The following is a 26,421-nucleotide window of genomic DNA, read 5'->3' as shown; positions in this document are numbered from 1 at the left end:
TGCTTGTGGAGGAACGCAAGATCAATCGCTTTTCTTTGATTTATTTTCTATACTGATTGCATGACCAATCTCATCTTGTAAATCATCATGGTTGTTTTTTTCATCATGACCCATCCCTTCAATTCTACTTTCTAACTCTAACTTAATTAAAGTATTGATTTTCTCTATACTATCGAGGAAATTGTGACACTCTTCATCACTATATTCCTCACCAGATGCTTTTTTTTCTATAAATAGACTTTTGAACCCTATTAGATCAGAACTCTGATCGGCATTCAACACAATATTTCTCTCTATAAAACTAAGATCTGATAGTAACAAACTAACCTCTAATAGATCTTCACTTTCAATGTTTGCAAGATTATCAAGATCATCTAAAATAGAGAACATCTTAAGCTCCTTCTGTGCAATTTCTTTGTCTTCTTTGTCAAATTCTGACGATAGCCCTTTATCATCTATAAATCTCTCATTCAGAGCTTTATTTAGCTTTGAAAGACTAACATCACCTTGCTTAGTGCTATCTAGCAATAAGTCCACTTTTGCTCTGCGTGCATTTAAAATATCATTGTAATCGTTTAACTTGATATTACCATCTTCGTCTTGCTGAAGACCATAATAACTTAGCCCTTTGAAATTACGATTCTTCATCATTCTCTATGTTCTCATTCCTTTCATTATCTTGACGCTCTCTATCTTCTCCGGCACGTATAGCTTCTGTAGTGTTTTTTAGGGTTTCTGGTTCCGTACCTAATTTTCGATTTGATTGATTAGGCTTATTTTCTTTTGATGATTCATCTTCTTCTGGTTCTCTCTTGCGGCCAATAGTGTAGTCATGAAGCTTCTCAAGAAATTCCCGTCTATATGTTTTTGCTCTATAGAGTAGATTATGCTGGTAACCATCCTTTTCTCCTGTAGCAGGGTTAATTCCTATAGAGTCGAGACCATGTTCCCAAGTAAACTTCATAGCATCTTCTATTGTATAGCCCAAATGTGATCCTACATATCCTTTATAATATTCTAAATATTTATCAATTCTTCTATGTGCAATATCTTCTTTATCAATTCCAAACGCCCTGTAGATTTTTTCCTCAAGCTTATCAACATCATTTTTAGGTGATGTTGCAAATTTTGTTGCTTCAATAGTAGCACCTACAAGCTTACGTGGCACATTAATAGCATATTTCAGCACACCCCCAACTCCTGGTATTCTACCTAGCAAATTAGCTGTACCTCCAGCTAATCTGTCTGGTACATGAGTAGCCCAATCACCTAAAGACTCTAACTTTCCGCCAGCAAAGTTCTGCCACTGCTGCTTTAATCCCTCTGTGACACCAGTTAGAGGTGATGCTTGATACATACTAGATATATTGTAAACACCAAACCCACCACCGGCAATGCTTGAGCCCATCTGTTGTACAAACTCCTTCAAAGAAAACATCAAAAACGAAAGCAAGAACAATACAAAGATCTCTCCTGCGTTGATTAAATAACCTCTCTGTATGTCTTGCACCCTTTGGTAATCACTATTTTCTTGATAATTTTTGCAATCCTCACAATCTTTACAATCTTTACAATCTTTACATTTCTGACAGTATTCACTGTTGTGATCCTTATATAAATCATGAAGTTTCAGTATTCTACAACCTTGTTTTTCTACCGCACTCCGCACTAAAGATCTTATTTCATTAATTATTTCCCTATAACTATTGCATTTATTTATATCTTGACAGTAGCGTTTTATTATTTCACTAACATCACCTATCCTTTTCTCTATATTGTTGATCAGTAATATAATGTCAGCCCTCTCTGATGCATGTAATAAACTATTCGTTAGACGCACTAGATCTTTTTCACTACAATTAGCATCAACTACTATATCACTTTCTGCTATATAATGGTCTGCTGGATTTTTCTCAGTACCAGGCACTGGGTTAAAGAAAGGGTAATCTATATAACGAAACCCTTTTATATGTTCACCATTTTTATCTTTAGGGTAATTCGGTGGAAGCGGGATATATCCAGCGCCTCCAGTAAATTTTATTGTACCACCTTCTCTGCTTATCTTTTCTATACCTTCTATACTTTTATCCATGTTAAGAGAAGAAGCTTCTCCAAGAGTGTAAGGTACAAAAATTTGCCCTGGAGTCCAGCTAAAGTATTCTTTATCAATTATACAAAAACCACCAAATACCCATTTTGGAGCACATAACTTTATTTCAAGCCATTTATTATAGCACACAGTAAAGCCTAACTGTTTATAAAAGGTATTCATTATCATCGCAGCAAGTAATGACAGCAGGGTAAATATCATAATTGATTGCAAACAGAAACTAATACATAATTTTATCCAACCCTCAAATAGACTTTTCAGTGGTGAAAATAAAATAGAGATTAGGAATAGCGGCATTATAGCTACAAGAAAAGCTATACCCATAAAACCAGAAAGGAATATTATGTAAGCATACATACACAGCAGGAAATATAAGACAATCCCTATAAAAATTGCCGGTATCATAAGGAGACTTGCCCACATTTGATAATGTAAAAATGCTGCAAACTTTTTCCAAACAGAATAAGAAAAAAACTTATTGAACATGTCCTCCATGAAGCTAAACAACTTAGCTTCATCTCCTTGAGTAATACTTCCGGTGTTCATGTTGGGAGCAAAGTTAGTAATTACACTTATCAAGTGTTCAAGACCTTTAACGAATAAAACAAGAAAATGATCATAGAAAAATCTAAAACTTCCAGGAGATATAAGCACTATTACTAGAGTGATTTTCATCATTCTGATGAGCATATCATGCTTAGTTTCTCGTATCATGCCAAAAAGATAAAGAAGCGATGAAATCATTACAAATAGAACAAGCAAGGAAAGAACAAAATTGTGAAAGCTCGTACTTTTTTCAGCTATATTTTTGAACATCGCCTGTGCAGCTGCAGGATCATTGCTATCAAAATGCTTTTTACAATTTTCGTTAATCAATAATACACATTTTAGATAGTTATAAACGTAATCAAAAAATCCAAAGTTACTTGGTTTCTGCACTCCGTTCAAAAATTCAAAAGAGTAGCCACCTACATTATCTAGATAATATCTATCTAATATCTTTACATATATTTTCCATCCTTTTTCTAACCCCACCTTATTACAATTTCTGTCCTGTAATGTGGTGTTATTTCTGTCTAAAGTAAAAAGCCCACTTCCATCTTCCGCTACGGAATTGTAACCTAGATGTACAGTAGGAGACTCAGGGTTACGCATGGATTTTAAATTTTCGTTAGGACTAGAATCGCTAGGCCTTTTAAATAAAAGATAAGCACCATGGCCGTTAGTAAACCAACATGGAGCACCACGTGATACTGTATTTGCGCTATCATCTTCATTAATGCACTTGCAATTTACAGTGCAACTTGTATTAGGCTTACTTGAAAATTTTTGTATGCTAGGTTTATAATCATTACAAACCAAGTGAAAGTCAGGCAGACTGTTGTCACCTTCCCCTCTTTCAAATTTGGTTGCATATTTTAACTGCTCCAAACTTTCCAAACTATAACTATTTTGAGATTCCTTCTTATTACTATTGCTCCAAGATGTCCATGCACCATTTACTCGTACTACTAAACTATCTCCATTGGTTTCAAGGCCGGTATCCTTCCACTTCACTACTTGATTAGGGTGAAAACCATAATTGATTTCTCCGGTTTCAGGATCAATAGGTTCTCCACTTTCACCTTCTGGAAAAAACGCATCATGACCGATTGGAAAATGAGCACCAATTGCAATGGGTTCAGGACCAAAATAATCAGCAGATATACATCTTGGAAAAGGCATATCATTCTTACTACAACCTATAACCAGCACAAAGATTACCAAAATTAATAACCTAAACCAACATTTGCCTAAGCGTGATTGCATACCTAAACTTTTTCCAATACAGAATAAATTTCTAAAACCTTACTTCAAATATCTTTTTAATTAGTTACTCCATATATCTCATCAATCTTCCTTGACTTGTCCTTTTGTTTTATCAGAATCCTTTGGCTGGCTTAGTGTTTCAGATTTGCTCATTTCTCTGCCAGTACTCGCTTTCCCATCTGCTTGCTTTGGTATATCAGGCAATTTAGCTTCAATTTTGCTACGATCTTTACTCATTCCCTGCTTGATGTTATGTATCATATTTTGGGTTCTATCATCAAGGCCAACAGTTGACAGCATAGCTTGTGATGCGCTCCTAGAAATATGACTAACACTATGGGCAACTCCATAACCAGAGCTGAACAACGCCTGCGCCATAGTTTCTGATATAGAAACAAAAGCTTCCATTGCACTAGCAATGATGAGATATATAAATGCCTGGATTAGATCTATAGGTAATGCTGCAAAGTGCCCACCAGCCCTTTCTCCAGTACTGAGCGCAACATCAACACTAGTACCAGGACTATACCCAAGAGGTAATATTGATTTCATAAGACACAGATCATACGATAAAAAATTTACACTAATTAAGCATTGATAGCATGCAGAAAAATTTGTGAGGTTGTATAGAACTGAATACATTAACTGGTTTAAAAGAGACAAGGATGAAAATAAAATGACTGGTTGCAATGAAACATGAGCCAGCGTTTTTATCCAATTATCAAATAATGTTTTAGTTTGTTGAAATAGAATAAATACGATAAATAAAGGTGCCAACGATAATAAAAATGCTACTAAAACAGTAGATATTACATACTTAAACGTAGCACTAATAATGCATCTTAAAAACACAAAAGTGGCATAAAGTATTGCCAAAAATGCAATAAAGCCAAAAGGACCAGAGAGCATCAACGATAAAAATTTTAACCAAGTTTCTGCTGTGAATAATACTCCTGCTGTTAAGTCTAAGAATGCAAATTTTTTACCTCCTTCTCCTATATAGCCAGAAAAACTATCAATCAAATAAATGCTACCATCAACAAAAAGCCCAGACAAAGTTGTACCAAAGAATTCCCAACTTCTATCACTAAAAGCAAAAGCTATAAATGCTATTTTGAATATTCTTATAATAAAATCGAATTTACTTAATTGTATTGTTCCTAGCATATAGCCAACAACAGTAAATATAACGTATAGAATAAGCAAAGCTCTTACTCCTTGTAGAAGCCCTTTTCTATATCCTTCATATGGAATTTTAATTCCGTCTTCACTCCCGTCTGTTATGAAATAAAAAATCTTGTTTACAGTGGATGAAATAAAATCGTTTATTTTTCTTTTTAAAAATAAATTTACTGTGTATTTGTTATCTTCATAATATTTGCCTTCTTTGTCCGTAATATCATCTTTCTTTACGTTTTCTACATTAATACCAAAGTATATCTTTTTAGACTCTTTATCCTTTAAATGACTTCCATCTATTATGTAATAGTCTACATTATCCTCTGTTATTTTATCTAATTTCTTTACTTTTTTGAAATTATTAGTCTTTCGAGCAGATGGATCTCCTGGCGGACTATCACCCAAGTACATATACAATTTTTTGCCACTATCGAAGTTACATGATCTAGTTACTTCAACATGATATCCACCTCTATGAAGAAAGTAATTGCCATTGCTTGCTATAGCAAGCATTACACTACTACCAGGTTTCACCTTTTTATTTACCCCATAGTCATGATTTAACTTTAAGGAAAAATCCCTAAAATTATCACTTATTTTTGAGCATACTAGTCCATCATTTGTTTCTTTTCTTTTTGGAAAACATTGAACAGTATTCTGATCATCAAGATCGCCAATTTTTGCAACAAGAGCTTCGGCCCAAGAAATATCTCCTCTGTCCTCTTTGAAGTTTAATTTAGAATTTGATATTAAATTAATGTCAATCTGCTTAGAATCCCTCTTATTTTCTTCAATCTTTTTTAGTTCATCCTCAATACCTTTAAGGTGAGAATACATGTCACATTTATTGTCTTTATCATACTTCTCGTACCTGACAGAAGAAACACAATTTCGCTTTCCTTCCGCACCTATCCCAGAACTCCATATACCCTCTTCATTGTAGCATATGCTCTGATAGTAACAATTAAGCTCATAAGCGCTGTACTTTTTCATCTCGTCAAAATCGCAATTTTTTCCTTTGCATAATCGTTTCAACTCTATTCCAATAGAGCTATACTTTTTCATCTTGTTAAAATCGCAGTTTTTCCCACCACATAATTCATTCAATCCTATTTTAGTTCGTCGTAGATCTAACAACGCACCATTCATCCATGGACTTTCATCTTCAATATAATCCTTATTAAAATGTACTTTATTATCGTATGGAGTGTAGCCGTTACCAACTAACACTTTTCTTTTATTCATTTCTTCTTTATTCAGCGGCGGAAATTCTACTACAGTTCTTTTACCACTTTCTCCACAAAAGAACTTTCCTCCGTTTAGCATGTCTCTTATTGTAGCTCTGTCTTTTTCATCCCCTTTTTCAGTTCTATAGCAATTATCATCAAAACTGATACCTTTTCCTTGTGGATTGTCATAATCAATCGTTATCTCTCTGGGAACTAAGCTAAAGCTTAACTTATCACCAGGATTTGCTTTAATTCCAGTATCTACATAACGTCTATTGCTATAGAATTCATTATTTCCAAAGCCTATGTCCCCACATATTTCTCGTTCATCAAGACTAGCATTATCAGTTAACTTATTACTGTAATTTGGTATTAAATCATTAGCACAAAATACAGCGGGCACAAGTACTCTCTTTGAATTTTTCCCTTCTTTAAGAGGACAAAGATTTACTGACCCACCAAGAGTAAATTTGATTTTCTCATCCTTGCTAATTACTTGACCAGAATCAACCCAATGAATTTTAACTCCTTCGCCAGCTTCACGAACTGGAACATTTATACTGATACTAGTATTTCTGCTCTGCAACCCAGGTTCAACACAATCCATTGTGCAGCCAGTAATTACAAGACATAGTATCAATAATAATGATTTTCTGCTCATCATTGATTTCCTGTGTTTGTCGGTATTTTAGGTGCTGATCTTTGAGCTGATTGTGGTATTTGAGGTCTTCGACTTGGTGTACCAGATTGCTGACCTGCTCTTCTTTGGATACTTTGTTCATCTAAACCTACTGTTCCCATTAAGCTTTGCTGATATTGCCTTCCTGGTTCGCTTGCTACATAAACACCAAACAACGAATCAGATATTGTTGAAGATGCCTCAACTAAAGCTTTCATAGCATGTCCCAAAATCACAAAAGCCATCATAGCTGTGATGTTAGGTGCATGTTTGGAAGCATAACCATAAATAATACAAGGATTAAAAATCTTTAAGTTAAGATTAAGTATACATGTAGGACAGACCTCAAAATTAAAGACCGAATACACAATATAATCCATAACCTGGCTTATTAATGATATAAAAATTAAAAGCACTACCGGATGAATTGCAAATCTTGCTAAATTTTTGACCCAATTGTGAAACATCTGTCTAGTATATCCAAATAGAAGGCAAATAATAAAAAGAGGCGCCAAGGAAAGCAATAATGCAACTATTGCTATAGATGTGATAAAAGAAAATAAGGCGTTAAACATCGATAAGCTCACTGTTATCAAACCCCAAATCACCAAGCAAAACGATACAATACCCAAAGGACCGGAGAATATAAGAGATACTATTAGTAACACTGAGTGTGCTGATAAAAACCTATTGAGCGGTAAATCAAGAAATTCAAAAACATTTGATGTTGTACCTCTGAAATTTGCTATTTCTATTAACTGTTTTGGAGCATTAACAAAAATAGAAAATGCATTGTTATAAAAAAAACTCCAACTGTTATCGTTCAGCAATTGGGTAATAACTCCTATCTTTACACATATAATTAAAAATTCATATATAGAAGCATGAGACAATCCAAAAAAGTAATAAAGGGTGTATAAAACTATATATAATACTAATAACGACACTATTGTAGATCTGATGGTATTTGTTCTATTTGATGCTACAAAACTTTGATAAAGAGACTTCACAGGGCTAGTATCAGAGTGAATCGCGTTAGTGTCTTTGTAGCTAGAACCGAAAAATGCAGTTTTTACTTTTTCATCAAAAAAATTATATATCGCACTAAAAGTTCTTACAGGTGGCTCTTTAGTTGTAAGGTTAATGCTAAACTGACCCTCATTTTTCTTATAATCACAGCCATGATCTCTTATTCCGTAATATATAGTGCCACTCTTGTCCTTTAGCTTTTCTTTTAAGCCTTCCATATATTGAGTATTATAAACTTTGCTAATGTCTACAGGTATATCTCCCTGAGTTTCATCGGGCTCACGCTCAGGAAATTTGTCAGAAACGCTTATATATAAGCTTTTTTCTAAATTAGGGATTCTTGTTACTCTTATGTTGAAACCACCCTTGCCCTTACCATCACCTAAACTAAAAGTTAACTCTGGTTTTGGATGGTTACGATCTATCTTATGATCACAGTTAATACATATACCGCTTCCTGGAATGTGTTCAAATTCCTCATTATCCATGTGAACACGTAATAGTGTAATGTCAGTTTTTACCCGTTTTTCCTTTAATACGTTATCAATAATTTCAGCAATAACAGATTCACCTCTAGAATTTAAAGTATTGAATATCTCACCTTCTATACTATTGTATTCAATATATATGCAACCTTTTTCTCCGCTGCCGAAAGAAAATTTACATATACGTCCACAGAGTAAATTTAAAATGCGCGTATCTATCTTACTTGCACTGCTCTCTGAAAGCTTCCTACAGTCTACATTTTCCCCTTGCTGTTTTATAGAGTCGATGACATTTCTAATTTCCTCTCTTTCACTTTGATCTAATTCTGAAGACCAGTACTCTTTTCCATTTAACCATTGTGCATTGCCTATTTCATATTTATTAGGACATATTGTGTACTTGTATTCTCCATTTTGCCATATTGCCTGACATTCATTTTGATTTAAAACATGTGCAAAATACTCCGTCTCTCCTTCACCGCAATTTTCGTCAATTTTTTTGTAGGTGACCATGCCATTATTGTTTTTACACATTTTACTTCCAACAACACTAAAGCTTATCGCATCGCCAGCTTTAAGCGCAAACGGTAATGTAACGTTTCTTACTCCAGGTTCAATTGCAAAATCTTTATATTGCGAACAAAAATTAACCTTATTAGGTACTATATTAATCTCTGTTACTTTTATTTCATCCGAAATATAGACTCCAGAATCAACCCATTTCTGCTCTGTTGACACTATATCCAATTTCTCACGCAAGCCTGATGAATCTTCTGGCTTAATACACCCGCACCCAGATAATAAAAAGAGTATCACAAAACTTATGCATAGCTTAACCAAATTTTGGTTGCTCAAATGTTCAAACATCTGTTACTCACCTGCGCTCACTCTCCACCTGATTTTATAGATTCACTAGAGGAAGATCCCGATCCCTTATTATCATCTCCACCTCCTCCAATAGCCCCTCTTGCCTTATTTACAGCCGCAGCAGCAACTTGACCAGCACCTCCAGCAGCAGCTTTGGCAGCAGCTTTGGCAGCAGATAAAGCTTTATTCACCATTTGTGCAGGAGTGCTACCTGAACCAAGTGCTGCTCTGTGATTACCAGCAAGCTCAGCAGCCATGCCGGGAAGAACGTTTAAAAAGTGGTAAAAGAGGAATAATACTAAACACAATTTTAATAATTCTCCGATTAGAGAGCTGCCAAACTCCATGTATGTAAAGTCGAATAGACCAAGTATGCTGCTCTTTTTAAAGCTATAATTTTGCATCATACATGCGAGAGTAGTTTCATTTTTATCACATTCCCTATCTTTCAACTTAAACCACTGTTTTTTCTTACTATATGAGATTTCTGCTTGTTTCTTTTCATATGACTTGTCTGGTTGTTCATTTTTATATGACTCGTCCAGTTTAAAATTTAAATTTTTAAAATAGATTTTATCACATGCTATGAACATAAAGGATAAAAACGCAAAAAGGATAACTGGGTATAAACTGTAGGTAATTAACTCTTTTAGCCAACCATCAAAATATCCCTTAGTATGTTGAAACAAAACCATAGGAATGAATAAAGGCGATAAGATGATAATTACACTAAGCGCAACTAAAGATAAGATAAATACATAGCACATCCACAAAATAACCATCATCATCAAAATGGCCATAAATATACAGACAAGAGCTACTAAGATCTGTCCACCAGCGAAAATAATACCAATCACCGAACCTGCAACTAATAAGACAGGAGCAGCGCCAAGCAAAACCGCTAACGTTGCAACACCTCCAGTACCAATTTTGCCACCAATTCCATCTAAAGGGGCACCTAAATAAAATAAAATTCTGCAATCAAGCCTATCCCAAGGTGCAAGATAACTGTAGGATACCCTCTTTCCTGCGCGATCGTATTCATAATCTGTACCTGACTCATAATTACATATATTTTTACTTTCAGATGACGCTTTAAGCACTATCTCTGACAAACCATTTGAAAGCTTTGTTAATTCCCCGTAATAATGAAACATAGTGCTACCTGTCGTAAAGTAAATCACTAAAGCGAATTTAATGATCAACATGTACATTTCTTGCGGACTACGCACTCCACCAGACATAACTTTTATAGAGAACAGTATTAAAGCTAAAACTAGAACAGCAGTTACAGTATTTTTCAACCTTCCTTGTGCTACAGACAAAAAACTACCCTTAGCATGTCCATTTTTGTCTGTAAGTAAGTTACCACTTGAATCAATACCTGCCACTAAATTATCTAACGACTCCTTAATACATTGCACTATCATAGAAGTTATGGGAATAGGAGATAATGACTTACTTCCCGCTTGATTGTAGCAAGCTTCAGAGACATACGAGCTAAAACAGCTTTTATTGTCATAACCTACAAAAATTTTTCCTTCTTTTTCTTTTTTCCTGATAAGAGTTTTATAATCGTCATCCCTGTTGATAAAACTCCTTTCTTCACCACCTGTACCATCTTTATTTTTGAATAATATCACAGATTGTTCACACATAGGAGCAATCGGATCAGGTGGTAATTCCGTGCATCCTATATCAATTCCTTGCGGCCAAACAGTTCCAGCTGCCCTAACTTCAGCCAATTCCACACATAACCTACCCATTTTTCTCAGTGCCCTGAACGTTGATCCATATATGTCTTCGCTCTGTCCAGCTTTAAGCACTTTACATTCTAGATCGCCATCAACCTTCGGAGACCATGACCCACTTTCATATCCAGTATCTTTCTCTCTGATATCAAAGTCTATGTATCCATCTTCCCCTCTGAAATTAAAGTCATTCGTCTTGAAAAGGTTGCCAAATGTTAAAGGATTGCGATGACATACTTCTATGTATTCACTATATTGCACACCATTTTTTGGCCAGTAGTAGTGTTCCCTATCAACATTCACAACATCCCAATCAGTAAAGTTTAAAATATCTTTCTCTGTTTGTTTTCCATCTTTTCCTGATCTTTTCTGTAATGCAGAAAAATATTCATCTTCTGTTCGATAATTTTTATCTGTGTCACCACTATAACCTGTGTCTTTTAGTTTAAAATTTTTATATCTCCCATCATTATCGTATGCAACTGGATGCCTAACAAAACTATGCTGACAAACAATAAGCCCCCCCACTGCCTTCCAGATTCCAACAATTGCAGCTATCATTCCAACGATAACAAGAGCAGTAAATAAACCAGCAGAAGAGACAATCAAAACAATACCAGTAAATATTGCACCAATAGCAATTGCTATCCCAGCAACTGCTGCAGCTGTTTCAAACGCCTTACAGTCAGGATTAGAAGCACGACTAAAGCTGCCAATAGAATTAAATCTGCTAACAAATTCCGTTTTGTCAGTACCACTTACTGTATCTGCAAACACTGGATATGAGAGCAAAAAATCTATATTTAACAAAAATATCGCAACTAACAGTAATGACAGTTTAGTTTTAAACATTTTTCACCTTTTGATAAAACACAGGCAACCACATCTTTGGATCATCTCCGACTTCTTTCAGTATATCATGTAACAATAGGACACTTTCTGCACGTCCAGATAACACGTTGACCACATCATCCAAATCTTTCAGATCTATTCTAGCTACTACAGCATTAACTCCCTGCTTTACTAAAAAGAATCTAGTACTTGGATCTGTGTGTTTGATCAGTATGTACTCACGTTCAGTTAACATAAAAACATCTCGATAGACACTAGTAGCTTTCAGATTTGGCAAAAAAATTTGTGTTGCTGTCTGCTGTACAAGTGTATCACTAATAGCACTTTTACTTGCATCTTCAACACTCTGAGTAGCAAAAATCACAAAAGCATTTAACTTTCTCAGCACTTTCAACCAGTCTTTTATCTTAGGTGCAAAAACTGGATTATCTATTAACGCCCATGCTTCATCAAGAACAATAATAGATGGAGTGCCATCAAGTGATATACTAATCCTATGAAACAAATAAATCAAGACCGGCCCAAGAGCAACAGGATCTTTTAGCAAGCTAGCCATTTCAAAGCCAAACACTCTTGCTTTTGAAAAATCTAGCAAATCTTCTTTATTGTCAAATATTGCAGCATGAGAGCCATCATCATGCCACATAGATATTGCTCCAGCTAGAGTATCAGGGCCCGCAAGTCCTAAAAATGGTACAAGATTTCTCAAAAATCTGTCTTCTTTTTTTAATTTAAAATTTCCCTCAATTGCATCATTAATTCTAGCAATATCTTCTGAAGTGAATTTATCGTTGTACACTAAAATTAAAGATTTTATCCATTCCATCAAAAATGTTTTATTATCAGGAGTATCGTCAAGTTGCAGAGGATTAAAATTTGTCTTAGTTCTTGGTTCTATTATAGTATAGATACCACCAAGTGCTCTTAAAAAAATTTCTGCACCGCGATCTTTATCAAAAAAGAATATTCTTGGAGAAAATTTCATTGCTTGAGCACATAAAAAATTCATTAAAACAGTTTTGCCAGCACCTGTTGGCCCAATTATCATAGTATGTCCAACATCCCTTATATGAAAGTTGAAGAAAAATGGAGTGCCAGATGTTGTATCAAAAACTGTAACAGCATCTCCCCAGTGGTTATTGAATTTTTTACCAGTAGGATAATTATGTTGAGATGCAAAACCGGCCAAATTAAGACTACTTATTGTACCTTTTCTTACTATATAATCAAAATTACCAGGAATTTGCGCCCAAAATGCTGGTTCTAGATTAACCCTCTCACGAACAGGATAAACACCACAATTAGAAAGCTCCGATTCAACCAATGATAAAGCATTGTCCAATGATTTAGGGCTTTTTTCTATACATAAGATAGTTAAATGGTGTTCACCAAACGCAATTTTACCACTCATTGCATCATCAAGCGCATGAGAAATTTCTGATATTTGAGAAATAGCTTTATCTGCAGATTGTATCATACGATTTTGCTGTATCTGCATTTTCGCAATTGCCATTTGCCTATTTGTAAATTGAAAAGACTGCGTGATAATAAATTCATAAGGAAGTTGTAAAAAAGAATCAAGCATTCCTGCAGAAGTATTATTTCCATATTCTTTGATACTAACTATTCCAGCATATTTACTTTCATTATGAGTCACAACCTGTATCATCTTATGGCCAAAAAATAACCTATGAACTGGTAAGTATCTTGATATTTCAGTTTTTAGTGGAAAAAGCGTATTTGTAACAAAGCCACAATTTACAATTCTAGACAGAAACTCCATCATTTCACAAAACAGTCCGCTTGGAGTTTCTTTTACTCCAAGGACTTTAGGCAAATAACTCCTAAGGCTTGTTACTATACGATTTGTCGTTTCCTCTAAATCTTCATAGGTATCACGCATATCACTTTCCCAAGCATGTTTTGAAGTTACATGCCCAAAATTTTTCAGTAGATGTGATAAAAATTCTACTCCCTTTGTATCTGCCCTACGAATAATCGTAATGTATAAATCATTAATAAAAGATTGCCTAGTTGCGTGTTTTTCTCTCCATTTTAGATTTACATGGTTAGCAAAAAAATTTGGTAAACTCTGGTTTGCAAATTCATCAGAAAAGATATTCTTCTTACGCCTGATGGTATGAAAGTACAAACTAAATGCTGGAGATGAAATGCTTCTTAGCATCTGATTTCTGATATTATTTTGTATCACCAAGTCTTCATCATCGGCCGTTTCAAACGCAAAGCCATTTAATTTTATAAATTTAACTAACCAATTCTGCTTTGTTATCAAGGTTGTACTATTCCAATAGCAAGAATAAGGTATAAATTCAGCAGCGTGAACCTCTCTACTTAGAATAGATTTATTCTTTGATTGAATAGCTCTAAATCTCAACATTGCATAACATCAAGTAATGTCATAAGAATTGGCTCCATGATAAAACCGATTTAAACATTTGGAGCATTTTCCCAACTTTACCATAAATAACTCAATAAACAACGGTTCCTTTGCAGAAGCTATATAGCCAAGTCCATGTATACCTGGTAACATCAGGAGAATTACTCTAAGATCATTTGTATTAATGAAAATTAGCATGCAAATTAGAACGTTTAATATTGCAAACATATAACTCACACCAAAGAGCATTGCAGGTCTTGTAAGACCTTTAAATAATTGATTCGTTTGTATGCTGCCAGTAGACATATCTTTAACCTTCTAATAAGAGCTCTAACACTAATACTACATCATTAATTAAAAATCTATTGAAATGAATAGCACTTTAGGTAAGATAATTAATTTAAATTCAATGATTACAAGCTGGCCATTTCAAGAAGCAGAAAAAATACTACAAGAATTCCCTAATAAAAAAGAGATAATATTTGAGACTGGTTATGGTCCCTCGGGTTTACCACATATTGGTACTTTTGGGGAAGTTTTTCGTACCACAGTTATTGCAAACGCTCTAAAAAAAATAGCTCCTAGTATAAAAACCAAAATCATTGCAGTTTCCGACGATATGGATGGTTTGCGAAAAATACCAGATAATGTACCAAATCAGGAAATGCTAAGAGAGAATCTGAACAAGCCATTAACCATGATACCTGACCCATTTGGCACTCATGAGAGTTATGGTCATCACATGAATTCGTTGTTGTGTAAATTTCTTGATTTGTTTGGATTTGAATACGAATTTAGGAGTGCAACAGAGTGTTATAAATCTGGCGTTTACGATGAAAAACTTTTACTCCTGCTGAAAAATTATGATAAAGTGATGGACGTAATGCTTCCATCATTTCGGGAAGAAAGGCAGCAGACTTACAGTCCATTCTTGCCGATATGCCCAAAAACTTCCCAAGTTTTACAAGTTCCAGTAATTGAAACAAATACAGATAAAGGAACAATCACGTATGAAGACCCAAACGGGGAAAAAATAGAAGTTCCAGTGACAAAAGGAAAATGTAAACTGCAATGGAAACCTGATTGGGGGATGAGGTGGGCTGCATTCGGAGTTAATTACGAAGCTCATGGAAAGGATTTGACTCCATCTGCTGTGCTTTCAAGTCAAATATGTAAAATACTTGGAGAAAAGCCACCGCTTTTGTTTTGCTATGAGTTATTTCTTGATAAAGAAGGAAAGAAGATATCAAAATCAAAAGGAAATGGTATTTCAATTGAGGAGTGGCTAACTAATGCACCCACAGAGAGTTTAGCGTTATACATCTTTCAGAGTCCTAAAAAAGCTAAACGTTTATGTTTTGATGTGATACCAAAATCAACTGATGAATATTTAGAGTTTGCTAAGCGTTACAATGAGAGTGAAGAAAAGGATGTAAATAGCCCTGTATGGCACATCCATCAAGGTAAAGTTCCAAACGTAGAAACTTCAGGCATAAATTTTTCGTTACTTTTAAACCTGGCAGCAGCTTGTAATGCTGAAAATAAAGAGATTCTTTGGGGTTTTATATCAACTTATGCACCAAACGTTACACCAGAAAGCAACAAAATGCTAGATAGGCTTTCGGATTTTGCAGTTAGGTATTATCACGACTTTATCAAGCCAACAAAAGCGTATAAAGCTTCAAACGAAAAAGAGAAAGAAGCGTTACTAGATTTAAAGAACAACCTACATTCCCTGCCTATTACAGCCACTGCTGAAGAGATTCAATCTCAGGTTTTCTCCATCGGAAAAAAACATAATTACAATAACTTACGCGATTGGTTTCAGTTTTTGTATGAAACATTACTTGGACAAAAAACCGGTCCTAGAATGGGATCTTTTATCAAGCTTTATGGGATAGATAATACAATCTCTCTTATAGAAAGTGCTACTGAACGTACACTTTAGAGTTTACCTTCTTTCATTTGAGCCTATAGTTTTACTACTTGACAAACTTTCCCACTTTTCTTATCATACTAATGAGAGTATTTATCCTTGTTTTTGGGCTCAACGACAAAATTCAGTAAAAAACTCAGATATTTATTAGCAAATTACATAAAATTATAGTGGCTTTTTTTATTTTTTCTACATTCAGCCAAATCGCGCTTGTTAGCACATTATCAATTTACATTATTAAAACTAGCTATACGGGGATTCTTTTGTCTTTTTTTATTTAGTAAATTTCTTAATATTTGTAGCTAAAGTAATTTTAGAGAGCCAGCGCGTGACCAATCTGGTCAGTTTTCTGAATCCCAGTACTGGGATGACAAGAAGAGAGCTGACTTGAATGACACCAAATGGACACTGGGACAGAGGCTACTTTAATAATATTTCACCATGTCATTCCCGAACTTGATGCTGGAATCCAGAAGTTTTTTTGAGCACAAAAATTATGCTAAGTTTTTCTTGGTAAGAAACCAGTGTCAGCTACTTGAATGAAACTATTTGGGATGAAAATCAGTGTCAGCTACTTGAAAAGGAAGAAGGGACTTCTTCCTTCTACTTAACTACACTGTTGCGCCTAACTCTGAAGAAACTTCTAGTTGTGAATCAACTTCATTTAGCTCATTACAAGGCTTACACACTTCATACGTAATACCACCAGTAACAAGTCCTGTAAGTACGAAAGCAGCAACAGCTATACCAATTAAAGCCAATATTGGTAATGCAACACCAGCAGCAAAACATCCACCACCAACTGCTAATGCAGCTACAACACCACAAACACTACCAATCATTATTGATTTATTAGTAGTTTTTACTATATTTTCTTCAGTTCTAGGCACACTACTTTCAGGCACTAAAGGCTTTTCATTACTTTTACAAGTAGTTTTTACTATATTTTCTTCAGTTCTAGGCACGCTACTTTCAGGCACTAAAGGCTTTTCATTACTTTCACAACTAGATATGCTATCTGCAACTATTGCTAGCCAATTATCAATTTTAGTTTCTTGCCCTTCATCTTGCTCTTTACTTTTTAATGATTCTAAAATCTTCTTGAGATTTGCACGATCACTTTCCTGCATGCTATTAAGCAATTCTTCTAATACACTATTTTTTTGAGCTACATCTAAAATAACTTTGATTTCTTCCTTAAAATTATTGAAATTCATAGCATAGGCAAGCGGTGTTAGATTATACTCTGTACCACCTGGTAACTTTTCAGTTATATTTGCAGTAGTAAGAACTTCTTTTAATACGCCTGCTTTTTTAATTTCTTTAAGAATAGGAGTAATATCCTTTTTATTTTCTATCGCATCCTTTAACGTATTATATAATTCCTTTTGCTTCTCTGTTAAATCTTCGTACCTTGACATATTAACTTTTCCTATAATAATATACTTTAATTATTATATTCTTAAGCAAGAAAGTCAAGAATTTAATTAATTATTATAAATATTTAAACAAAAAAAGGTACCTTTGCTCGAACGGAAATAGCGTTATTAATCTTCAGTTTAATAGGATAAGATTCGTCAACGTTTCTGTAAGTACCTGCTATACAGAATAGTTGCCACCAATAAAGCCTAAACTTACTAAATACATTTCTGTAGATTCAGATCTACTTGACTTTGGTTTGAAGTATCTTACTGTTTTGAACATTTTTTTTAGCTCATTGCAGAAATCTTTATCAGACTCTCCTTGAAAAATTTTTACTACAAATTTGCCATCATGATTCAAAAAATGCTTTGCAAAATTGAGCGCTGCTTCGCATAAAAGCATAATTCTGATATGATCTAACGATTTTAAACCACAAGATTCTGGTGCCATATCAGATAAAATTACATCAAATTTGTGATTCTTGAATTTTTCTCTTAAAATTTCAAGTTCGCTGATAATATCACACTGTATACACTCTACTCCACTAATTGCGTTTATTGGTTTTATGTCAACAGCAATCACACTCGCTCCTTTCTTAGATGCAACTTGTGACCACCCACCAGGAAAAGCGCCAAGATCAATAATTTTTTGCCCTTGTTGGAGTAGTTTAAATTTATCGTCTATTTCTATTAACTTATATGCCGAGCGCGATCTATAACCGTCCTTATTGGTTTTTTGCACATACTGATCATTCAAATGGCGATGTAGCCATCTTGTTGAAGATAACTTTCTACCTCTAGCTGTTTTTACTCTGGTCTTTATACTAATAACCTACTTATTATTGATTATATCTTTGAGCTCTTTTTCAACTACTTCTTTTACCAATGCATGTAGATACTTATTCAGCCACTCTGAAAGCTGGGGTTTTAAAAGAGATGTAACTAATTCTTCAACAGTAAGATCAGCTCTTTTTTGTTGTTTATGCCGTAGTTCGCTTTGCATCTTTTCAAGCAATGTTTTAATTTTCTCCATATTTTCTTTTAAAACTAAATGCTCGTTACTTTGTTCTTGATAGCTCACTTTGTTATTACTCATTTGGATATTATCATACAAATTTTTCTCTTCTGAGTTATAACTATGGCTATTAAATTGGTTATTCATTTTTTCAATTTGGCAATTATTCTCTTCTTCACTATTTTCTTTTTCTTCGATGTCTTCTGGGTACTCCTCTTCAAGGCATAATACGTCATCATCTTCATCTATTATTTCTGCTCTATCGCCATTTGGATTTTTACCCGATATAGCTTTTTTTATATCTTCTAGTATATCTTTTACAGATTGATTATCGCTCATACCATTAAATTTAAAGGTTTATACTATTTATCATAAAAAGCAAGTTGTAAACACTAATTACATAATTGCTTTTTGCCTGAATTAGATCGGAACGTGCTTTAAATAGTTCATCTTCAGTATCCAAAAGATCAATTGTGCTCTTTAAATTTAAGTTTACTTCTTGCGCAACTCCTTCCAATGCTAAAGCTGCTGCTTTTTCTGCTTCTTGACTTGCTTTAATAATAGCTTTTGCTGTCAGCACGTTATTCCAAGCATTTACAACTGCTTGTTCTATATTTTTTACTGCTTCGTAATAATCGTAAGTGGATTGTTTTGCATCCATTTTAGCTCTACTAACACCAAAAACATTAACTCCTCTTTTAAAGATCGGAATATCAAGAGTAAAGACAACATTCACATTTTCTAGTAACGTGTCTAATTTTATATTGTCCTTTCCAAAATTTTTACTTGCGCTTAGATTCAAAGAAGGAAGCCACTTGGAACTTTCAGCAATCACTTCCATTCCAGCAGCTCTTTTTTTATAAATAGCTGCTTTTAGGGACAAGTTGTTAGTTTTTGCTAACTGTAAACATTCATTTAATTCTGGTATAGAAGGTAGTTTACCATTAGTCTCGTGAAGATTATCAGCATCTTCACCAATTAAATGATAGTAAGCAATATTAGCGAGCTTTAATTCACCTTCAGCATCAACTCTTTTGGATATAGAAGATGAAAATTTTGCTTTTGCGAACAAAACCTCAGCATTAGTAACTTCTCCAAGAGAAAAGCGTTTTTTCATAGCTGACAAATATTCTAAAGAAACACGTTCTTTATGTTCCCCCAGTTTTAATATTTCTGCCTTTTGTAAAACATTAACATATGCTTTCACAGCGCTGAGTGCAACTTCCTGCTTAGATTGCTGAAATCTAATTTTTGCTGCTTTAAGAAGATGATTTGATCGGCTGAATGTAGCAAAAGTGCCACCACCATCTATTATTCTTTGACTTAATGTTAGACGTTTTCCAGAGTTTTGTAGACCGTTAATAATATTAAAATTACTATCGAAATTATATTGTAAATTGATGTCAGGTAAAAACCCAGCCAATCCAGAAGATTTTAGTTGTTTTTCATCACTCTTATATTGGTAAAATTGAGACTTTATTTTTGAGCTGTTTTTGATAGCTTTGCTTATAGCTTCCTCCAAATCAATTGCATAGCAACCTATGGTACAAAAAGCAATTACAAATATAATAATCAATCGAAACATTTTGCTTTCTAGCATGTTGTTTAAGTTATTAGCATAAATTACTTTAATAATCAATAACTAATATTGTTGACACTATCAAGCAACTTAGTATATCATAATCTACTGTTATGTATTGATATATGAAGACTTTTTTCTTAAAAAAGAAACAAATTGATAAAAAATGGCTTGTTATAGATGCAGAAGGATTAGTAGTAGGAAGGCTTGCAGCATTTGTAGCAATGCTATTGCGTGGAAAACATAAACCTGAATATACACCTCATATGGACTGTGGTGATAATGTAATCATTGTTAATGCAGAAAAGGTACATTTTACCGGAAAGAAATTTAAGGATAAAATCTACTATAGGCATACAGGTTATTCTGGTGGTTTAAAGAAAACTACTCCAGATAATATTTTAAATGGCAAATTCCCTGAGCGTGTAATAAAAATGGCAGTAAAAAGAATGCTTGATGATGGTCCTATGGCACGTAGACGATTTGAAAATTTGTATGTTTATTCTGGTTCAGGACATAAGCATCAAGGACAGCAACCTGAAAAAATAGATTTTGCCTCTTTAAATCGTAAAAATAAGAAATAATGGAGTAAAAAGTGAAAATAAATAATAATGATCAGCCAAAAAAGGCAATAATTGACTCACTTGGTCGTTCATATGCCACAGGTCGAAGGAAAGAATCTGTAGCAAGAGTATGGATAAAGCCAGGAAGTGGAAAATTTAGTGTTAATAAAAAAGATGATTTAATTTCTTATTTTAAAAGAGAATCAGTGTGTCAAATGATTAAAGCGCCATTCATAGTAACTTCTATGTTAGATAGGTATGATGTGTTTGCAACTGTAAAAGGTGGAGGACTATCTGGCCAAGCAGGTGCCTTAGCTCATGGAATAAGCAGAGCTTTAAGTAGTATAAGTCAAGATCTACACTCTATATTACGTAAAGGTGGATTCCTAACTAGAGATTCACGTGTTGTTGAGCGTAAGAAATATGGTCAACATAAAGCTCGAAAAAAATGTCAGTTTTCTAAGAGATAATTGTTTTATAATGGTATTTTTTTGTAAATGTTATACAAGTTCTTACAAGGGTTTATGACATTTTCTCTTTTTATGACGAATTTAGTTGACTATTAGCATAATATGCTGTTTATGTAATTTTTCAATATTAAGGTAATTTATGAGTAAAGAAGATATAGTAAACCAACTGAGTAAAGAGTGCTCTAGTCAAGGTATAGATATAACAAAAGCTAGTTTAGGTAAGATTCATGATATTTTTATGGAAACAATTAAGAATGATCTAATTTGTCAGGGTGAAATACGTTTGCATGGAATAGGGACATTCTCTACTGCTATAAGTAAGGAAAGACAATGCCGCAATCCTCAAAATGGTGAGATTATGACTGTTCCTGAAAAGAAAAGGGTAAAGTTTAAAGCAAGTCAAGCTCTTTCAAGTGTTTTAAATAACAAAGAGAAAGCATCAGCTATTTAGATATAGTCATTTTCATCTTTTTAGTTACATTGTGTAAGCCATGAAATATAGCCTCGCTGATTAAAGAATGGCCTACATTAAGAGCTGAGATATGAGGTATCTCTTTTATTCTTTTAGCATGTTTATAATTTATGCCATGTCCTGCGTGGCATTCTATTCCTAGCTTATTAATGTATTCTGCAGAGTTAGTAATAAGTTTTAATTTTTCTTCTGATGGATTATCACAGTAATTCCCCGTGTGAATTTCTATTATGTCAGGCTTTCTTTCTAGCTTCTCAAGATATTTTAGTTGATTAATATTTGGATCGATAAACAGTGAGACTTTTATGTCAAAGCTGTGCATTTCCTCTATTATACCAGAAAGTTTACTGTGCATATTCACGATATCCAAGCCACCTTCGGTTGTTAATTCTTCTCTTTTTTCTGGTACTATACAAATCGAGTAGGGTTTTACTTCTTTTGCTATTTTGAGCATTTCTTCCGTAGCTGCAATTTCAAGGTTCAACTCAGTGCTAATGTTTTGTTTTAGATTGAATACATCCTCATCTCTGATATGCCTTCTGTCTTCTCGTAAGTGTACGGTGATAAAATCTGCTCCAGCATCAATAGCTATTTTTGCTGCTTTTAATGGATCTGGATAAGAAGCTCCACGTGCGTTGCGAAGGGTTGCAACGTGATCAATATTAACGCCCAATTTCACAATTTACCTCAAAAATTATTTATAAATTATACATATTATTAGATCTTATGCATGTCATTGTTTAATGCCATAGCTGAAAGACGGAGCTAGCAGTTATACCAATTCTCATTGTTGGCAAGTCAAATAAGAAACATTCAAAATTGTTTGATTGTGGAAGTGGAAAGAGAAGTAATAAATTTGCATACACTTGCCCTTTTTTACAGTTAATCTAGTTTATAGAACTACTCGTGGTAATCCAAACAAGATTTTTTCTCATAATCAAGTTATAGTAAACGGGGAAAATTTTTCGCATCTAAAAAATTTTAGATTTAGGATTGAAATTAATAAGTGGAGTGATTATGTAATGCATGTATTAGTAAAAGGAGGTACAACATGAGTAATATAGTTCATTTAAATAAAAACAATAATCGTGATAATTTTAGTGTAAGAGGGCTACAAAGAGCCGTTGATGACATATTTGATAGCTTTTTTACAGGATGGAACCCAGAGCTTTCCAAAAGAGGCAGTAGTCTACTACCAGTTTGTGATTTTTATGAAACAAAGGAAAGCTATTGCCTATCATTAGAGTTACCAGGTATTCCTAAAGAAAGCATAGACATTAGTATATCTGGCGATAACTTAATAGTGAAGGGTGAAAAAACATGTAATAATGAATCAAAAGATAAGCAGTTTTACCATAAAGAAAGGTACTATGGTTCTTTCTATAGATCTATTCAACTTCCAACAAATGTAGAGCAAGATAAGGTATCTGCCAACTTTTTAGATGGAGTATTGCATGTAACCATACCTAAATCAGAGAAACACATCAAGAAAATTGATGTAAAGTAACCAGTAAGTAATAGCAGGCTTCTGACCTTGAGGCTTGCTATTTTAATATCTGTTCAGCAGAGTGGCAAAATAAGGTAAACGAGAAAAGACAACTAAATGAGTGTCATGAAAGTAGCTGATGCTGGCTTCCTTATGAAGGTGTCATCTTAGCATCCAGACACTGGTTTTTTAATTGAAAATGTTGTCTTGTTTGTGATAAATTTTGCTGGATGCCAGTGTCGAGCACTGGCATGACATTATAGAAGCTGGAATAGCTACTTGAATGACAATATTTGCTGTGTAATTTACCTTAAAAAATGAATATTCCTACAGCTACGTGTAAGCTACTTTCATGATACTCATTTACTTGTCTTTTTTGCCACTTTGCTGAACAGATATGTAAAATATTAACTTAGCAATACAAAAAATTATCTATAGATTAGACACACCATTAGATCTTATGCATAGTCATTTTTTAGTTCCATAGCTGAGACGGAGCCTGCTCCCCTTATCATGAAACTGAAGTCTATATGGTACCACAGTATAATGATATAATAAAATATGAAAAAAATACCAATAAAAAAAGGCAAAAAAAGCCCGTATTAACTTTAACAATTTAAAATGATTTAATGTGAAAACCATAGGCGCCAATTGTTTTTTTAACTTAAAAATAAAAGTCAAGTATCAGGAATTCTAGACATAAACCCTCCTATATGAATAAAGAGCTAGCAAAAATAAACTTATATATTTTTTGCTGAAATTTGATTATTTGGTGAAAAAACCTGCAGGTGAAGATAGATTTTGGATCCTAAAAAATCTTCATTCTCCACTATAATGAAGCCACCAGAGTCTGTCAAGTAATTTTTTATTTAAATTGCTTGCAATCTTTTTATACACTCATCTTTACCAAGAATTACCATGATATCGATGATTCCAGGCGCATCCATTATTCCAGTTATTGGGGCGCGTAATGAGTGGTATATATCGCTCATTTTTATATTATGTAATTTTGAAAATTCCTTAATCTGAGAAGATAAAAAATTCTTATTCCAATCTTCACTACCTACACTCGAAAGAAATGATGCAAGTAACTTAATTATATTGATGTTAGACTTGACAATTCTCTCAGCTTCTTCACTAAAATCAACTTGAATATAAAATTTTGCTAAATCCAATAATTCGGTCAGATAGTTTGCTCTTTTTTTCAGCTCTGTCAGTCCCTGAAGTAAATAGCCCTTTTTTTTGTCAGTTAGAGTATTTTCTTCAAAAATAAGAGTAAGGATATCTTCATTGCTCATGTTACTAATATAATGATTATTTAAATGTTCCAGTTTTTTAAAATCAAGTCGTGCAGGTGAACGACCGATATTTTCCAAATTAAACCACTCTATTGCTTGCTCATCGCTAATAATCTCATCGTTGCCATGACTCCAGCCAAGTCTTAGCAAGTAATTACGCATTGCCTGTGGCAATATTCCCATCTTTTCATAATCGTAAACACTTGTAGCCCCATGCCTTTTAGATAGCTTATTCCCGTCTTCTCCATGAATTAGCGGTACATGTGCAAAGCGTGGAACATCAAAATCAAGAGCTTGGTATATTAGTAATTGCTTGAAGGTATTAGTGAGATGATCAGAGCCACGTATAATATCGGTTATTCCGGCATCATGGTCATCAACCACTACAGCAAAAATATATGTTGGAGTATTCTCAGAGCGCAAGATTACTATGTCATCAAGCTGATCGCTACTTATTGTAACTTGGCCGTATATTTTATCGTCAACAACAATATCTTCTGAGTCTGGCACTTTGAAACGGACAACAGGGTTTGCGCTTGATGTCGAATGAGTACACTTATGCTTATATATTTTTCCTTCTTCTCTTGCTCTTGCCTTCTTTTCTGCAACTTCATCTTCAGGGCAGTAACAGTGATACGCCCTACCCTTTTCAACTAAAAGATTTGCAACTTCAATATGTCTAGCTATTCTTCTCGATTGGTATATTATTTCTCCATCATAGTTTATTCCAAGCCATTTTAGCCCATCCATTATTGCATCAATTGCTTCTTGTGTTGAACGTTTTCTATCGGTATCCTCAATCCTTAGTAAAAACTGGCCACCATGACGCTGCGCATAGAGCCAATTAAATAAAGCTGTGCGAGCTCCTCCAATATGTAAAAATCCTGTTGGTGATGGAGCGAATCTAGTGACTATACCTGGCATATTTGTCTATTGTGATAACGTAACCGATGATAACTAAAATTTGCACTTGCAACAACGTGGAACTATAGTAAATTTGAAAGATCAATTTACATTTATTTTTAACAAACTGTATTGTATAATTTAATATTAGTGAATGCAGTGAGGTGTATATATGGATAATTTATTTGAAATTGCAAGAGGAGTTGTAACAAAAGAGGATGAAAATAAATTTATTGAAGCTTGCAAGAAAAGAGTTGCTTGTGTAGCTAAGCATAGAATTGATGAAAATGGAAACCCATTTCATATAGCAGCAAGTAAAGGGTTTCTATTATCTACGTTACAGGAGATCATAAAGTATTTAGAAGAAGATACTGAGAGCAAAGTCAAGAAAGCAAAAGAAGCTAAAGATTGGGAAGAAGTAAAAAGATTAGAAAAGGAACTTAAGAATAATAAGAAATATATTAAGGAAGCACTCCTCAATAAAAGCTATATTAAGGATGACGGGAAGAAGGCAGTATCACCCCTTTACTTCTTGGACCCTGCAGAGCGGAAGGAAGTTAAGCAAATTGCAGATATAAAATGTGGCTTTATATGTAATAAGAAGTTTCATATATGCTTATATATAGTAGGAGCTATAGTGTGTGCTATCACTATGTGTGTATCTTTGTATCTTCTATTTTCGGCTTCTCAATCTCTTGCATTGGCTTCAATAGCAACAATAGCTTCTGGAGGATCTTCATATCTGTTATTTAAGGCATGTAATGAAGTATATGGCCTCTATAACGAAAGTACTATAGTGACAGATCCTGATGTTATGCAACTTTTAGATAGTGGTTTAGCCCCAGTGTGAAGTATTTGCAGGTAGTAATACAGAAATTTACTTTCTTAAC

General features: G+C 34.0%; 19 protein-coding genes. 6 read left to right on the top strand and 13 right to left on the bottom strand.

Annotation, left to right across the window (positions count from 1 at the left end):
• Positions 1-21: 21 nt before the first annotated feature.
• From AAGD63_RS01145 to AAGD63_RS01115, 7 genes are all read right to left on the bottom strand, one after another.
• Entirely contained in the window at positions 22-651 is a 630-nt protein-coding gene (locus AAGD63_RS01145) for a hypothetical protein (protein ID WP_341813538.1), read from the bottom strand.
• A complete protein-coding gene (locus AAGD63_RS01140) occupies positions 635-3,919 on the bottom strand; it encodes a type IV secretion system protein (protein WP_341813537.1) in 3,285 nt (1,094 codons plus the stop codon). The genes AAGD63_RS01145 and AAGD63_RS01140 overlap by 17 nt, the downstream gene beginning before the upstream one ends.
• 81 nt (positions 3,920-4,000) lie before the next feature.
• Entirely contained in the window at positions 4,001-6,991 is a 2,991-nt protein-coding gene (locus AAGD63_RS01135; protein ID WP_341813536.1) for a type IV secretion system protein, read from the bottom strand.
• Positions 6,988-9,387 carry a type IV secretion system protein gene (locus AAGD63_RS01130; protein WP_341813535.1) on the bottom strand — a complete coding sequence of 800 codons (2,400 nt, stop codon included), beginning with the start codon at positions 9,385-9,387 and terminating at the stop codon, positions 6,988-6,990. The genes AAGD63_RS01135 and AAGD63_RS01130 overlap by 4 nt, the downstream gene beginning before the upstream one ends.
• Positions 9,388-9,404: 17 nt before the next feature.
• Positions 9,405-11,990, bottom strand: coding sequence for a type IV secretion system protein (locus AAGD63_RS01125; protein ID WP_341813534.1), 2,586 nt, complete (start codon positions 11,988-11,990; stop codon positions 9,405-9,407).
• A complete protein-coding gene (locus AAGD63_RS01120) occupies positions 11,983-14,388 on the bottom strand; it encodes a VirB4 family type IV secretion/conjugal transfer ATPase (protein WP_341813533.1) in 2,406 nt (801 codons plus the stop codon). The genes AAGD63_RS01125 and AAGD63_RS01120 overlap by 8 nt, the downstream gene beginning before the upstream one ends.
• Positions 14,389-14,397: 9 nt before the next feature.
• A complete protein-coding gene (locus AAGD63_RS01115; RefSeq protein WP_006015054.1) occupies positions 14,398-14,694 on the bottom strand; it encodes a type IV secretion system protein VirB3 in 297 nt (98 codons plus the stop codon).
• Positions 14,695-14,758: 64 nt separating this feature from the next.
• Between AAGD63_RS01115 and AAGD63_RS01110 the strand changes: the two genes are divergently transcribed.
• Positions 14,759-16,336: a lysine--tRNA ligase gene (locus AAGD63_RS01110; protein ID WP_341813532.1), complete on the top strand. Its 1,578-nt coding sequence runs from the start codon at positions 14,759-14,761 to the stop codon at positions 16,334-16,336.
• 599 nt (positions 16,337-16,935) lie between these two features.
• Here the strand turns inward: AAGD63_RS01110 and AAGD63_RS01105 are convergent.
• The 4 genes from AAGD63_RS01105 to AAGD63_RS01090 all read right to left on the bottom strand — a co-directional run bounded on the left by AAGD63_RS01105 (position 16,936) and on the right by AAGD63_RS01090 (position 20,360).
• Positions 16,936-17,745 carry a hypothetical protein gene (locus AAGD63_RS01105; protein WP_341813531.1) on the bottom strand — a complete coding sequence of 270 codons (810 nt, stop codon included), beginning with the start codon at positions 17,743-17,745 and terminating at the stop codon, positions 16,936-16,938.
• A 178-nt stretch (positions 17,746-17,923) separates the two neighbouring features.
• Positions 17,924-18,502, bottom strand: a complete 579-nt coding sequence (locus tag AAGD63_RS01100) for an RlmE family RNA methyltransferase (protein ID WP_341813530.1) — start codon at positions 18,500-18,502, stop codon at positions 17,924-17,926.
• A gap of 75 nt (positions 18,503-18,577) precedes the next feature.
• The gene (locus AAGD63_RS01095; RefSeq protein ID WP_341813529.1) at positions 18,578-19,099 is read right to left on the bottom strand and encodes a DUF2497 domain-containing protein; all 522 of its coding nucleotides are present in this window, start codon (positions 19,097-19,099) and stop codon (positions 18,578-18,580) included.
• Positions 19,100-19,109: 10 nt separating this feature from the next.
• Positions 19,110-20,360: a TolC family protein gene (locus tag AAGD63_RS01090; RefSeq protein WP_341813528.1), complete on the bottom strand. Its 1,251-nt coding sequence runs from the start codon at positions 20,358-20,360 to the stop codon at positions 19,110-19,112.
• A gap of 104 nt (positions 20,361-20,464) precedes the next feature.
• Here AAGD63_RS01090 and rplM point away from each other — a divergent pair, with 104 nt between their 5' ends.
• The 3 genes from rplM (at position 20,465) to AAGD63_RS01075 (ending at position 21,823) form a co-directional block, all read left to right on the top strand.
• Positions 20,465-20,923, top strand: coding sequence for a 50S ribosomal protein L13 (rplM, locus tag AAGD63_RS01085; RefSeq protein WP_341813527.1), 459 nt, complete (start codon positions 20,465-20,467; stop codon positions 20,921-20,923).
• Positions 20,924-20,934: 11 nt separating this feature from the next.
• On the top strand, positions 20,935-21,372 hold the full coding sequence (gene rpsI / locus AAGD63_RS01080; RefSeq protein ID WP_341813526.1) for a 30S ribosomal protein S9: 438 nt from the start codon (positions 20,935-20,937) through the stop codon (positions 21,370-21,372).
• A gap of 139 nt (positions 21,373-21,511) precedes the next feature.
• Positions 21,512-21,823: an HU family DNA-binding protein gene (locus AAGD63_RS01075; protein WP_341813525.1), complete on the top strand. Its 312-nt coding sequence runs from the start codon at positions 21,512-21,514 to the stop codon at positions 21,821-21,823.
• On the opposite strand, the gene AAGD63_RS01070 is transcribed toward AAGD63_RS01075, so the two are convergent.
• Positions 21,816-22,523, bottom strand: coding sequence for a pyridoxine 5'-phosphate synthase (locus AAGD63_RS01070; RefSeq protein ID WP_341813524.1), 708 nt, complete (start codon positions 22,521-22,523; stop codon positions 21,816-21,818). The two genes, AAGD63_RS01075 and AAGD63_RS01070, sit on opposite strands and share 8 nt — an antisense overlap.
• A 372-nt stretch (positions 22,524-22,895) precedes the next feature.
• On the opposite strand from AAGD63_RS01070, the gene AAGD63_RS01065 reads away from it, so the two are divergent.
• Entirely contained in the window at positions 22,896-23,351 is a 456-nt protein-coding gene (locus AAGD63_RS01065) for an Hsp20/alpha crystallin family protein (protein ID WP_017532141.1), read from the top strand.
• 848 nt (positions 23,352-24,199) lie between these two features.
• Here the strand turns inward: AAGD63_RS01065 and gltX are convergent.
• Positions 24,200-25,552, bottom strand: a complete 1,353-nt coding sequence (gltX, locus tag AAGD63_RS01060) for a glutamate--tRNA ligase (protein ID WP_341813523.1) — start codon at positions 25,550-25,552, stop codon at positions 24,200-24,202.
• Positions 25,553-25,703: 151 nt separating this feature from the next.
• Between gltX and AAGD63_RS01055 the strand changes: the two genes are divergently transcribed.
• A complete protein-coding gene (locus tag AAGD63_RS01055) occupies positions 25,704-26,381 on the top strand; it encodes an ankyrin repeat domain-containing protein (protein WP_341813522.1) in 678 nt (225 codons plus the stop codon).
• Positions 26,382-26,421 lie beyond the last annotated feature (40 nt).

It is taken from the genome of Wolbachia endosymbiont (group B) of Germaria angustata, from assembly GCF_964026725.1.
GTDB lineage: Bacteria > Pseudomonadota > Alphaproteobacteria > Rickettsiales > Anaplasmataceae > Wolbachia > Wolbachia pipientis_C.
Note: the sequence above shows the minus strand (reverse complement) of the source record. Positions and strands in the feature narration are given on the sequence as shown.